This window comes from Duodenibacillus massiliensis (genome assembly GCF_928721995.1).
Taxonomy (GTDB): domain Bacteria; phylum Pseudomonadota; class Gammaproteobacteria; order Burkholderiales; family Burkholderiaceae_F; genus Duodenibacillus; species Duodenibacillus massiliensis.
In genome coordinates this window covers 1,277,210-1,290,776 of the sequence record NZ_OV788642.1, presented here as the reverse complement: position 1 = coordinate 1,290,776, position 13,567 = coordinate 1,277,210, and the positions used below count along the sequence as shown (strand labels likewise).

Here is a 13,567-nt window from a genome sequence, read left to right as displayed (position 1 = left end):
GATTAGATCGTGATTATATTGTTGGTCTGACGGAAGCTCCGGAAGTTGCTCCTTTGGATTTGAAGCTTGGTACTGATATGCGTCGGGAAGATCTGAATACTGAATTTAGGCGGCATTATGTCGATGACATCAAGGCAACGGTTATCGCGTTTGCCAACACGCAAGGAGGATATCTGTATGTCGGTATCGAGGATGACGGGACTGCCTGCGGAGTCTCGGATCCTGACGGTGCCGTTCTTCAGATTCAGAATGCACTGCGGGATTCGATCACGCCGGACGTGATGGCGTGCGTCAATTGCCGCGGTGAAGAAATTGACGGCAAAGATGTTGTTGTCGTTGAGGTCAAACAAGGAAGTCAGAGACCTTACTTTCTCAGGGGCAAGGGACTGCGTCCGGAAGGTGTCTTTGTCAGGCAGGGACCGTCAACTGTTCCGGCAGGCGTCAATGCGATCAGGGAAATGCTGATGGAAACCGCAGGAAGAGTTTTTGAGAAAGAGGTTTCCTTTGAGCAGGAGCTCTCCTTTGATTACACATCGAGATACTTTGCTCAGGCCGCGGTTGCCTTCGGGGATCAGCAGAAAAAAACGCTCGGTCTGGTTAATAAAAACGGGCTTTACACAAATCTTGCGCTGCTTTTATCCGATCAGTGTCCGTATTCCCTGAAAGCCGCGGTTTTTCAGGGAACCGACAAGATGATTTTTCGTGACAGAGCCGAATTTGAAGGCTCCGTTTTGGAGCAGTTTGACAAAGCCTTGGCTTTTTTGGAGAAACACCAGTCAAAGCGTTCTGTTTTTCAGGGCGCGAAAAGAATCGATATACCGGACTATCCGATGATGGCCGTCAGAGAAGGACTCACGAATGCTGTTGTGCACCGGGAGTACGCAAGTACCGGGCCGATTCTGATGAGTATTTTCGCTGACAGACTGGAAATTCTGAATCAGGGCGGATTGCTGCCGAACTTCACAATAGATGAAGTTCTCAGAGGGGTATCTGAGCAACGCAACGAAAAGCTGGCAGCCGTGTTTTACCGCCTGGGACTGCTGGAAGGCTACGGGTCCGGTTACAGCAGAATGCTTTCATCCTATGCCGGCACAGGGAAGAAACCGGAAATTTCCGTCACGCGCTTCAGTTTTATGCTGACTCTGCCCAATGTGAACGGCGGTTTGGGGGGTGTAAGCGGACGAGCGGTTATCCGGGAGCAGCCGCAGCAAGTTGTGCCCGCAGTTTCGCTTGAAGATCTCTCCGAACGGGCAAGAGAGCGGATGCAGAAGGTTCTGCAGCGCTGCCGTCAACAGCCTCAGATAACCCGCGCGGAGGCGCAGGATTTGTTGGGCGTTTCGCAGAGTACGGCGACACTGCTGCTTAACGCCATGGTGCAGCGCGGGCTGCTGGTGTCTGTTGGTTCAGGACCAACGAAGGCCTATCGCCCGACTGGCTTGGCTTAAGTACATGCGACAGTCTGTCGGTGGGGGATGACGGAGATGAATCCCGTCAGCTTTCCCACCGGAAACATACCGGACTGAAGGTTGAGGATCAGTGCGTCTGTAGCGTAAAGATTTCCTGTAGTTCGTTCTTGGAGAGATCTCCGATCCAGTTTTCGCCGGTCTCAACCGTCATCTCTGCCAGGGCCTTCTTGGATTCAATCATCGTGTTGATCTTTTCCTCAAAGGTCTCGGCGGAAATAAAGCGGTAGACGTTCACGGAAGACTTCTGCCCGATACGGTAGGCACGGTCCGTGGCCTGGTTTTCCACGGCCGGGTTCCACCAGAGGTCGTAATGGATGATCGCGGTGGCCGCGGTGAGATTAAGCCCGGTGCCTGCGGCTTTGAGCGACAGGATAAGCACCTTGTCGCTGCGGTTAGTCTGAAAGCTGTCGACAATTGCCTGGCGCTCTTTCTGGGCCACACCCCCGTGAATAAATTTCGGCGTGCTGCCTGACTTCTCGCCGATCCACTTCTGCAGCAGTTTCCCCATCTCCCGAAACTGCGTGAAGATCAGTACCTTGCGCCCTGCGGCTTCGAGATCCTCGAGAATTCCGAAAAGCCGCTGCATCTTGCCGGAATACTCCGCGGAAGCGTAAGAGCCGTCCTTAGCGTACTGCGCGGGGGCATTGCAGATCTGCTTAAGCTTCATCATGAGCGTGAGAACCATCGCACGGCGCTCCATGGGACTCATGCCGTCGTTAATCTGTTCAAGCGACTTTTTAACGACCTTGTCGTAAAGAAGCGCCTGCTCTTTGGTGAGCGTGCAGTATTCATCGGTCGAAATCTTTTGCGGCAGCTCAGGCGCAATCGCCTTGTCGGTTTTGAGCCTTCGCAGAATAAAGGGCGCCGTGACGCGCTTAAACTGCTCGGCCGTTTCTTCATCGTGCTCGATTTCGATGGGCTGCGCGAAGGTGTTCTTAAAGCCCGTTGCGGAGCCGAGAAGCCCTGGGTTGGTGGCTTCCATGATGGACCAGTATTCCATGAGCCGGTTTTCCACGGGCGTGCCGCTCATCGCAACGACCCCGTCAGCCTTGACGGTACGCACGCTCTTAAAAGTGGAGGTGCGGTAGTTTTTGACGGCCTGGGCTTCATCCAAAATGAGAAGCCGCCAGGCGCGCTCCGCAAGCGTGTTGACGGAAGACCTGAGCGTGCCGTAGGTCGTGAGCACTGCGTGCACCGTCTCTTTTTCACCGGGCAGCGCCCGGCCCTGGCCGTAGTAGACGTGCAGTTTAAGTTTCGGCGCAAAGCGCGCGGTTTCTCTCTGCCAGTTGGTGATAAGTGACGTCGGCACCACAATGAGCGCGGGTTTGCCTTTCAATTCCCTGCGGGTGCGTAAACCTTCAAGAAGCGTAATCACCTGCAGCGTTTTTCCGAGCCCCATGTCGTCAGCAAGGATCGAACCGATCCCGATACGGACATTGCGCATCATCCAGCGGTAGCCCCGTTCCTGATAGGGCCTGAGTGTTGCTTTGACGGTTGCGGGAATGGGTGTGTCGGTTTCTTTAAGCAGCCTCTGAAGCGCCGTGCGCACGGCCTCGGTGAGCTGAACCGGGCTTGAATCCATGTCGCCCGTGAGCGCTGCGCGCAGAATCGCCATTTTGGTGAGGCCCTGCTTTTGCGCCTCGATGCGGTTGCGGATGCGGGTAAGTTCCTTTTCATCCACAAACATAAAGCTGTCGTGAAAGCGTACGACGCGTCCGGCCATGGCTGAAAGCGCTTTGAGTTCTTCGCGCGAAATCGCTTCGCCGCCCACCGCCACCTTCCAGTCAAAATCCAGCAGGTCCATAAGGCCCATAAAGCCCTGCGACACATCCCAGTTTTCCGCAAGGTCAATCTGCATCGTGGCCTGAGGTGCGAGAAGCTTTCTGAGGCTCTTCGGAAGAATCACCTTGACGCCCAGAAGCCTTAACTGCGGAATCGCTTTAAAGAGAAGGGGCGTCAATTCCTGCATCGTCACAAGCGTCGTCTCCGAGCCCTTTCGCAGAAGGTCGGTGAGTTCCGCACAGTGGTTGCTTAACCTTGCGGCCGTGCGCATCGCGTCAAAGCGGACCGGCTTAAAGGCGGGGTCGGACAAAATGCGCTTCAAAGTGGCATAACCCGCGCCTACCGCGCCTCCGCTGGCGTTTGCGTCCATCGACAAAAACCCGAGCTCAACCGTGAGGGGCTCTTCAGCGGCCTTATCAGTGTCGTGCGCTTCGCTTCCGTGCCAGGGATCGCGCACCGTGAGAACGGGTTTTAAGTGCACGGCAACAGAGGCCGTGCTTTGCGCCAGGGGGCTCAACCACTCGGAAAGCCGCAGGCGCAGCGCCGTGTTTTCGGGGTTTTCGAGCGTATCGGTGTAGTCCGCGGCAAATAGCGCCGTGTTGTCGGGCAGCAGCGTCTCGCCGCGAACCTTTTCAAAGCCCGCGCGCACGAAGCTGTCGATGAAGATCCCCAGAACAATTTCGCCCATGGTGACCGCACTCATCGCGTCCGGGCGCCCGAGGATCTCAAGCCAGGGTTTGTCCACCCGCAGAAAAAGCGCACCGAGTTCCCGGGTGAGCTCCCGGATTTCAGGGGACGTGGTCGCGGGAATCCAGCGCACCGCAAAGCAGCCTTCGGCGGGCTCATAAATCTGCGGCATCGCAGCCTGAACCATCATGAGTTTTGCCGCCAGCACCCAGGCGTCGTAGAAGGCTTCGATTTCCTCGGCTTCGCTGTCAAGTTTCTTCGCGTTTAAAAAGCCCGAGAACATCTCGTGCACGCGCACGGGGCTTCCGTCCGGGCGCATGTCACCGACGCGGCAGGACACAAGTTTCCCGCTTTCGTGGTCAAATTCCTGCCAGTAAAGGGTTTCGGAGGTTCGCACCGCGCCCCAGGTATTGACCGAAATCAGTGCTGCGGGGTGCTCTTCGTCGGACACGAAAACGGGCGGAGTGTGCTCCGAGAGTTTTGTGAGTTGCGCTTTGGCAACCTTGGCCGCTGCCGTGAGCACTTTTCTCACCGTTTCCCGCAAGTTTCCGCCCACGTAGCCCGCGGGCTTTTCTGAGAGGAGCGCGAGCTGCGCGTCCGGTTCAAACGCGGGCGTCTTAAAGGTCAGTGCCGAGAGGCTTCTCAACCAGTCTTCCTTGGTTTCGGCTTCGGTGGGGGCGGACCACGTGTTGTCGTCATCGATGTAAAGATCGGTGATGTTGCTGTCCTGCATCACCGACGCATCAAACGTGCCGGCCGCATCGGACGGATCGGCGCGCTTGAGAATATCGCGCCAGGCGGGTAGTTCCGAATTGAGTGCCCGCTCGATTTCTACGCCTCTTAACGCCAGTTCTTTTGTGAGGTCAATGCCGCGCAGCGCAAAGAGAATGAAGGGATTGGCATCGATCTCCTGGCTCATCTTGTAAATGACCGCCGCGATGTGTTTGCAGGGCACCGCGCTGTCCGGGCACGAGCACTGCATGTCCATGTCCCGCCAGCTCGCGGGAAACAGGCGGATCCCGATCTTTTCGCATAAGGGGAGGATGTCGGGTGACAGTTCGCGCGCAGAGAGCTTGGCAAGAATGAGGGGCGAGGACGCGACGGCATCAAGCAGCTTTTCGCGCTGCTCGCGGGAGATTTCGGGGAGCTTCAGAGTTACCGTATAAAACGGATCATAGTGCCCGATAACGCGCGCCTTGACGGCGTGCTGTTCAAAGTCAAGCCGGAAGGATTTGACTTTGCCGGTGTTGGCGCAGGTTTTGCCGCGGGGGATGCGGTTGGCGTAGTCGATGTGCGTGAGGGCGTTGAGCCACTGCTCGCCCCACCAAGTGGTGCCGTATTCGGTGCGTGCCATGAGTCGGAAACCGGTTGTCGAAAGAAGAGGGCTGCACGGGGAAAGGCTGTGCAAGAGAAAGGGAAAGTCGGGGGTATTGTAAGGGGACGGTGGGATGCACGGGAATAAAAACCATGTGCACGGCAGACGGGGCGGACAGACTCGTTTGCGGTAAGAAGAGAAACTTTCCCGACACATCGGTGGCGTTTCAGCCAACATAACCAACACAGCAGACCGTATTCTTCAGGATGAAAACCTTGTTACGTCTGATTGGCGGTGCGGATTTCGGCGGCCGGCAAAGGGTAGATGCTCACGGACGACCTTTGCCCGATACGGTAGGCGCGATCCGTGTCCTGATTTTCGACGGCCGAGTTCCGCCAGAGGTCGTAATGGATGATGGTGGTTCGGCTGGACGAAGAAGAGGTTTTGTCAGAGATATCGCGGCGTCTGGGGCTTCCCTCTGCGGATGCTTTTCAGATCTTTACCGGCAGCTTTACGCAAGCGGTCGGCTTTCCTTTTCCGGTGCGCCCTTCTAAGGATAATGTCTGGGCTGAGCCTTTCGCTTCAGAAGCTCGAAAGGATACGTTTGCCCGGTGCAGGAGCGGATAAAACTGTTTATTGCCCGAGTCGGGAGAGTTGCCGAAGCAACTTTTTAAGAACAAAATCGGCGAAAGCTCACTTGACATTCACCGGAAATGCTGCCCGAGTTAAGGTCTGAGTGCAGGTCGGCCGCGTGATGATCGGCGGGCGGGAAAATAGGTCCCGCATGAAAAGGACTGTGTCGCTAAGATTGATCTGTCAGTCTTTGTTCCCGGAGCGTCATTCATGACAGAGTCCCGTGTGTCAGAAAAACCGGTCATCAGTGCCGATACGTTGAAACGCATTCTTGCGTTTCGTGATGACCGCAACTGGAAGCAGTTTCACAAACCCAAGGACCTCGCGATCTCCGTGAGCCTTGAAGCCGCCGAGCTTCTCGAATGCTTTCAGTGGTCTGGAGCCGATACTGAGGTCAGAGCAAAGAAAGAAGTGATGAAGGAGGAGTTAAGCGACGTTGTCATCTACGCACTGCTCCTTGCGGACCGTCTCGGTATCGACATTGACGCCGCCGTACGGGAAAAGATTGCCGTCAACGATGCAAAGTATCCCGTCAAAGAAAGCTACGGGTCTTCCGCCAAATACAACGAACTCAAAAAGGCCGTTCGCTCATGACGATCGTTTATCAGAAAACTCTCGCTGAATTTTATGAAGATCAGGCCGCAGGCATTGTCGCCGACATGCTCGCAGGCGCCGGTCATGAGTCCTCCTCGCGCGGTTCGGCACAGTACCGTGCCTGGGAAAACTCGCTGGTTTTCATGGAAAGCATGCTTAAAGGCGCCAAGGTCTCGTGTGACTGCGGCGTGCTTATTGAATACCGGCTGCCTTCGACAAGCCGGCGGGTGGACTTCATCGTGACAGGACACGATGTGAAGGGCGATCCCAACTTCGTCATCATTGAACTCAAACAGTGGTCGTGGGCGGATGTGGTACGGGAAAAACCAGGCATTGTGGTTGCCAACGTAGCGGGCAGCCGCAACGAAGAAACGAACCATCCGTGTTATCAGGCGTGGTCTTACAAGGTTTTTCTCGAAAATATGCTCAATACGGTTGAGGAACACCACCTGCAGGCGCATGCCTGCGCATACATGCACAATTACCCGTACAAAGGCTTTGAGGTTGATCCCTTGGCGGCCGACCCCAATCATGAACTTGTGCGTGACACACCGCTTTTCGGCCAGTATGACCGCAGGGAGCTCGGCGACTTCGTTTCGCAGTACGTGGGGCGCGGTGACGGCGAAGCGATCATGGAGCTTCTGGCCGACGGCAAAATCGTCCCGGGTAAGGGCCTTGTGGACGCGGTAAGCGGCATGTTTGATGAGGTGAGTCCCCGCTCCTTTACGCTTATTGATGAGCAGAAACTCGCTTACGAAACCGTGATGGACGCGGTGCGTACAACGCCCGTCAACGACAAGCACTGCGTCATTATTGCGGGCGGCCCCGGAACCGGCAAAAGCGTTGTGGCGATGAGTGCGCTCGTTGCGATATTGAGAGAGTTCCGCAACAACGAAAAGCGCCGCAATGTACGTTTTGTCTCGCCGACCTCATCCTTTCGTATTGCCATGGTTGAAATGCTGACCAGCGGATGCACCAATAAAAAGGAGAAGGCGAGGCGCAATGCGCTCGCAAAGAACCTCTTTTGCGGCAGCATGGGCTTTTTCACACCTTCCCCCGCAGATCCGAAGGTAAACGGCTTTACCGAAAATTATTACCACTGCCTGCTTTGTGATGAATCGCACCGCCTGCACTCGTATCAGAACATGTACCGCGGGACCAATCAGATCGAGGACATCATTCAGGCTGCCTGTGTTTCAGTCTTTTTCGTTGACGACAATCAGGCTTTAAGGCCCAACGATATCGGATCCGTAGCGTCGATTGAAAAGGCCGCGCAAAAGTACAGCGCCAAAATTTCTCGCGTGGATCTCGCGGCGCAGTTTCGCTGCCGCGGCGCTGAGGGGTTTCTTAATTGGCTTGCCGTGGTGCTGGGACTTGCGGACGCCGACACCGCCGGGAATGCGCAAGGGTGGGATAAGGAGAGCTTTGACTTTGACGTGGTTGATACGCCGGAAGAAGTTATTGCGTTTGTAAACGCCAAGAACAAAGCAGCGGATGATGAGGCGCCGATCGCGGGCCAGAGCATTATTTCCGGTGCAAGACTTCTGGCCGGTTACGCCTGGCCCTGGACTAAAGAGGATAATTCTCACGGAGAAGTAGCGGACGTGGATTTGGGCAGCGTGAAACTGCCTTGGAATAACCGTGCGTCAAGCTACAAGTGGGCCGTGGATCCGGATACGAAGGAACGCAACGAAGTGGGCTGTGTGCACACAAGTCAAGGCCTTGAGTTTGACTGGGTGGGTGTTTTTATCGGCAAAGATCTCAGGTACGATCCGGAGAAAAAGATCCTTTACGCCGATCTTAAAAATTACTTCGATACGGGCGGTAAAAACGGCTTGGGGAAAACGCCTGCGGAGCGTGCAAAGAACCTCCTGCCGTATGTTTGCCGCTGCTACCGGGTGCTTCTTTCACGCGGTGTGAGGGGTGCACGGGTTTACTGCTGTGATCCCAACCTTGCGGCGTACCTGAAAGCAGAGCTCGCAAAAGCACAGAACCTCAAGGTTTCTGAGTGACGGAAAAGGGCTTCTGAAGTCCTCAGGCCGCTCCGTCACCGGGGCGGCTGTTGCATTTTTGATGCTGTTTCATTTATCAGCCGGGCCATTTTGAAATGGCCCCGGCTCAAACCATGCACGCCGATTTTTCGTCAGGCAAAATAGTTCGAAATCGGCTCAAAAAGCCGCTGGTTTGCCATTTTTACGTGGTTTCAGTAGCTGAGTTTATTACTGTAAGATTTCAACACCGCATCGGCTGTGCTTCTTTGGTCACGGACTTTAGTTTCAGTAGCTGAGTTTATTACTGTAAGATTTCAACCGCCTCAGATTTCATTGTGAAATCAATGATGTTGTTGCCTGGGAAGTAGACCTGCTTTCGAAACTAACGGAGTTGCAGAAATTCATGGATTTTTTGCGAAAGTTCATATCAAATCCAACTTGAAATCTTACAGTCATAGACTCAGCGGGAAGACGTCTCCGGACGTGCTGAAATCCACTAAAGTCAAGATTGAATCCGTCCTCTGGTAACACATACGGAATAAAAAAACATCGATAGGCTTGAAACCTACCGATGTTTTTTCTTTTGCTGAAGTCGGAACGTTACGCTCGTCGCAGTGTTCCGACATCCGCAATCAGTTCTTCAAGCACTTCCGGCTTTGTCGACCACGCCGTACAGAAGCGCACGATAAGCCGCCCGTCCTGTGTCTTCCCGCAAAGCTCGTAGCGATACTTCTTCGAAAGCACGTCAGCCTGCGCTTTCGTAATCCGCACAAACTGCTGATTCGTGGGGGAGCTGCCTTCCATCTCGCACCCGGCCTCAATAAACGCTTTGCGAAGCTGCATGGCGCCCTCAACCGCTTGCTTTCCAATCTCAAAATAAAGGCCGTCCTTCATCAAGGCGGCAAACTGCACTCCGCCCAAACGGCCCTTCGCAAGCAGAGCTCCGCGCTGACGCATCAGCGCAGGAAAGTCGCGCTTTAACGCAGGGTTCTTGATCACGAGCGCTTCACACGCAAGCGTTCCGCACTTGGTGCCGCCTAAGTAAAACGCATCGGCCAAACGCGCAATGTCTTTTAAGGTCACATCAGGACTTGCCGCAAGACCGTACGCGAGACGTGCGCCGTCAATGTAAAAGAAGAGCCCGTACTCGCGGCAGACCGCTGCGAGTTCTTCGAGTTCAGCGAGGCTGTAAATCGTGCCGGTTTCCGTCGGAAAAGAGATGTAGAGGAGTCCCGGCTGCACTAAGAGCACCTTCTCTTCGTTTTCGAAGTAATCCGCGCACAGGCGCCGCAGTGCATCGGCCGTTACCTTGCCGTCCACTGCCGGAACGGTCATTACTTTGTGCCCGGTCGATTCGATCGCGCCTGTTTCGTGCGCTTCGATGTGACCGCTTGAAGCAGATACCACTCCCTGGTGGGGGCGCAGAGCTGCAGCGATCAGCGTGAGATTGGTCTGCGTGCCGCCTGAAAGAAAATGTACGTCCGCATCAATGCCGCCGCACGCGGCGCGGATCATGTCTGAAGCTTCTTTGCAGAATACGTCCTCACCGTACCCAGGGACTTCTTCGAGATTTGTTTCGCACAGCGCTTTTAAAACAGCGGGGTGGCAACCGGCAATGTAGTCGCACTGAAACTGATGCATGCAGAAGTCCTCTCAAAGAAAATGTGCAATTTTCTAATTATGACGCAGGAAGGACTGTGTCTCCAAATATTTAGCGACGGTAAATGACGCTCTCAGTATTGGAACGCACGGGTGCTGCTTCCCTTTGACGGAAAACAAGAGAATTCCTTGATGCCTGGGTTAATACAGGATAAATTCGAATTTTCACAGGCCTTTCAGAGGAGAATCCGCCATGGCAATACGACCGATTGTTTTAGCAGCAACTCTCGCTGTTGCAGCGTTAGGGACAACAACAGTCACGGCTCAGGTCTACAAGGAAACAGTTTCCGGACATAACGGACCCATGACCGTAGAGGTGACGATCGAAAAGGGCGCAGTGAAGACCGTCAAGGTGCTGAAGCATTCCGAGACGGTCGGTATCGGATCGGTTGCTGTGGAAAAGATCCCGGCCGCAATTGTCAAAAGCAATAAGGCAGATGTGGCGGCTGTCACCGGGGCATCGGTGACATCAAAGGCGATTGAACAGGCTGTGGAAGTCGCGCTTGCCAAGGCGACAGGTAAGTCTCTGAAAGCGAAATTTAAGCCCGGTACTTACAAGAGTCAGGCTTACGGCAACAATGGTTATCTTAATGTTGAGGTCACGGTAACAAAAGACAAGATTAAGTCCATCAAGGTTCCGGCCAATCAGGAAACACCGTTCATGGGCGGTATGGCCATCAAGTCCATCTCAGACGATATCGTCAGGTATCAGACACTGAATGTTGATGCCGTCTCCGGAGCAACCGTCACAAGCGTAGCCTTTAAGCAGGCAGTAGGCGCGGCTCTCACACAAAGCGGCGTGAATCTGGCGGCTCTGCAAAAACCGGTGCCTCAGAAGATCAAGAAGTTCAAAGGAACCCGTTCCGAAAGTTATGACCTTGTGATTGTGGGTGCGGGCGGCGCGGGTTTGTCGGCCGCCGTGACGGCCGGACAGGCAGGAAAGTACCGCGTCATCGTGCTTGAAAAGATGCCGGTTATCGGGGGAAACACGCTGCGCTGCGCCAGTGCTTTCAATACGGCCGATCCCGAACGGCAAAAGCTCCTGCCGATGACCGACACGCTGAAAGATGCTGTTGTTAAGGCCATCAGCGAAAAGCCCGTAAGTGAAGAGCATCGTAAGCTCATGGCTGATGTGAAGGCAAAGTACGAGGCTTATCTGGCTTCGGGCTCAAAGACACTCTTTGACTGCCCGGAATGGCATGCTTTGCAGACCTATAACGGCGGCGACAAAGTGGGCCATATTCCGCTTATCCGGACCTATGCCGCCAACACGCTTGATACGCTGCACTGGATGCAAAAGCTCGGTACTCCCGTGCTTGACCGCGTGAGTCAGGGTGCAGGTGCTCTTTGGCAGAGAACGCATCAGGTGGATGCTCCTGCGGGTACCGGTCTTGTAGAGCCGCTTTATAAGGCAGCGGTCAAGGAAGGCACCAAGATCGTGACGGGCATGAAAGCAGAGTCCCTGATCGTGAAAAACGGCCGTGTGGTCGGTGTCCGGGCAAGTGACAAAGTCGGCAACAACTATGCCTTTAACGCAAAGTACGGTGTGATTCTTGCAACCGGCGGCTACAGTCAGAATAAAGTGCTTCGGCAGCGCTCGGCTCCGCAGCTTACCGCTGATATGGTTTCAACAAATCAGCCGGGAGCCACCGGTGACGGCATTGTGATGGCCACCAAGATCGGTGCCTACACCACGGGTATGAACTACGTGCAGGTTTATCCGCTTGCAACGCCGGGTACCGGTGCTCTGCAGGGACGTGCCCGCAAGATGTCGGGGCTTGACGATGTGATTGACGTCAACAAGAACGGCGAACGGTTTGTGAAGGAAGATGCCCGTCGTGACGAATTCGTGGCCGCTATTAAAAAGCAGCCCGGCGCAGTCTGCTACGACATCAATGATGCGTCGATCGTGAAGGAATTCAATTCCTTTAACGAAAATGTGGAAACCTTGGTCAAGCTCGGGCGTATCTACAAGTCCGATACGCTTGCGGGGCTTGCAAAGCAGCTTGGAATGCCGGCGGAAAACCTGGAAAAGACCGTAGCCGAGTACAACAAGATGGTTGAAGCAAAGAGCGACACGAAGTTCGGGCGCAAGCTTTTCGACCAGAAGATTGAGAAAGCCCCGTTCTATGCAACGCCCAGAGCTCCTTCGATTCACCACACGATGGGCGGCCTGGAGATCAATACCAAGGCGCAGGTTGTTGATGTGCTCGGCAATCCCATCCCGGGGCTCTATGCTGCCGGTGAAGTCACAGGCGGTATCCATGGTTCCAACCGCTTGGGTGGCAACGCCACGGCTGACGTGCTGACGTTCGGACGTATTGCGGCGAAGTCTGCGCTCGGAATCAAGTAAAAGAGCAGAGTAGCCGGCAGAGGAGGCTTCCGCAACGATCGCGGGTTCTCCGCTGCCGTGCCCGATGATCAGAGGCCCCGATTCTTACGGGAACCGGTGCCTTTTTGCACTGGAAACGTTTTCAGTCTCTGATTTCTCAGAAGGCAGTGCCGTTAAGATTCCCGCACTACAAGTTTTTGAAGCAGGAGCCCGCAAATGTCCGAAACGATCATGTACGAAAAGCCCGCTATCAGCGGCGAAACGATGAAGCGCATTTTGGCTTTCCGCGATGACCGCAACTGGAAGCAGTTTCACAATCCCAAGGACCTTGCAATTTCGATCAGCCTTGAAGCCGCGGAGCTTCTCGAATGCTTTCAGTGGTCCGGTGCGGACACTGAGGTGCGTGCCAAGAAAGCCGCGATGACAGAGGAGTTAAGCGACGTCGTTATCTACGCGTTGCTTCTCGCAGACCGCCTCGGCATTGACCTTGATGCGGCAGTGAACGCGAAGATGGCAAAGAATGCGGCCAAGTATCCGGTAAAAGATTGCTGGGGCAGCTCCGCGAAATACGATGCACTCAAAAAGAAAGCTCGGTCTGAAAGCCGGTAGCGCACCGGTTAAAACAGCATCATCAGAGGTCCCAGACGGGAAGCGCCGTTACATTGTCCGAAAGCTTTTGTGTTTTGCCGCAGAGGCACACAACAGCCCCCGGGCCGCGCCTCACCAGGAGGCCGTTAAGAACGCTGAAAGGCGCCGTCAGGCGCGCGTCCTGCGTTTCTGTTGCACGGACGGCTACCTGGGCCGGTGTTCGAGTGTTTTGCCGACGGCGCCGAAAAAAGAGGGAAGCAGGTAAAGGATGCCGAGAGCGCCTGCGAGGTTAAGCCGGTCACCGAGCTCATCAGAGTCAAGTCCGGTTTCAGCAAGCATTGTTTGGCTGTCAAATGCCTCCGTCGTGTGACGCGCCATTACCCGCAGAAAGACAGTAAACGCTGCCGGATTTTTGAGGCCGGCATCTCTCAGTTCCGGTTCAAGGGACGAGCGGATTAAGTCCCGGCATCGATCCGAACCAGATTCGTTCCCAAACGTCCCCCTGCGGTCATCGCGGGGA

8 protein-coding genes and 1 pseudogene are annotated in these 13,567 nt (G+C 54.9%); 6 read left to right on the top strand and 3 right to left on the bottom strand.

Annotated elements, in window-relative coordinates; genetic code table 11:
• Window positions 1–77 precede the first annotated feature (77 nt).
• Both NXF97_RS10790 and NXF97_RS05835 read left to right on the top strand, forming a co-directional pair.
• A pseudogene (locus tag NXF97_RS10790) lies at window positions 78–377 on the top strand (helix-turn-helix domain-containing protein); the annotation flags it as partial.
• A gap of 315 nt (window positions 378–692) precedes the next feature.
• Complete coding sequence (locus NXF97_RS05835; RefSeq protein WP_274955453.1) at window positions 693–1,445, top strand: ATP-binding protein; 753 nt, start codon at window positions 693–695, stop codon at window positions 1,443–1,445.
• 88 nt (window positions 1,446–1,533) lie between these two features.
• On the opposite strand, the gene NXF97_RS05830 is transcribed toward NXF97_RS05835, so the two are convergent.
• Window positions 1,534–5,289 (bottom strand): SNF2-related protein, encoded by a 3,756-nt coding sequence (locus NXF97_RS05830; protein ID WP_274955452.1) that lies wholly within the window; start codon window positions 5,287–5,289, stop codon window positions 1,534–1,536.
• Between the two features lie 804 nt (window positions 5,290–6,093).
• Between NXF97_RS05830 and NXF97_RS05825 the strand changes: the two genes are divergently transcribed.
• Window positions 6,094–6,477: a nucleotide pyrophosphohydrolase gene (locus tag NXF97_RS05825; protein ID WP_274955451.1), complete on the top strand. Its 384-nt coding sequence runs from the start codon at window positions 6,094–6,096 to the stop codon at window positions 6,475–6,477.
• Window positions 6,474–8,489 carry a DNA/RNA helicase domain-containing protein gene (locus NXF97_RS05820; protein WP_274955450.1) on the top strand — a complete coding sequence of 672 codons (2,016 nt, stop codon included), beginning with the start codon at window positions 6,474–6,476 and terminating at the stop codon, window positions 8,487–8,489. The genes NXF97_RS05825 and NXF97_RS05820 overlap by 4 nt, the downstream gene beginning before the upstream one ends.
• A gap of 579 nt (window positions 8,490–9,068) precedes the next feature.
• Here the strand turns inward: NXF97_RS05820 and NXF97_RS05815 are convergent.
• Window positions 9,069–10,109, bottom strand: a complete 1,041-nt coding sequence (locus NXF97_RS05815) for a threonine aldolase family protein (protein ID WP_274955449.1) — start codon at window positions 10,107–10,109, stop codon at window positions 9,069–9,071.
• A 211-nt stretch (window positions 10,110–10,320) separates the two neighbouring features.
• On the opposite strand from NXF97_RS05815, the gene NXF97_RS05810 reads away from it, so the two are divergent.
• Window positions 10,321–12,480 (top strand): flavocytochrome c, encoded by a 2,160-nt coding sequence (locus NXF97_RS05810; RefSeq protein ID WP_274955448.1) that lies wholly within the window; start codon window positions 10,321–10,323, stop codon window positions 12,478–12,480.
• Between the two features lie 195 nt (window positions 12,481–12,675).
• Window positions 12,676–13,068: a nucleotide pyrophosphohydrolase gene (locus NXF97_RS05805; RefSeq protein ID WP_274955447.1), complete on the top strand. Its 393-nt coding sequence runs from the start codon at window positions 12,676–12,678 to the stop codon at window positions 13,066–13,068.
• A gap of 183 nt (window positions 13,069–13,251) precedes the next feature.
• Here the strand turns inward: NXF97_RS05805 and NXF97_RS05800 are convergent, their stop codons facing one another.
• Entirely contained in the window at window positions 13,252–13,386 is a 135-nt protein-coding gene (locus NXF97_RS05800) for a hypothetical protein (RefSeq protein WP_268874087.1), read from the bottom strand.
• Between the last annotated feature and the right edge of the window lie 181 nt (window positions 13,387–13,567).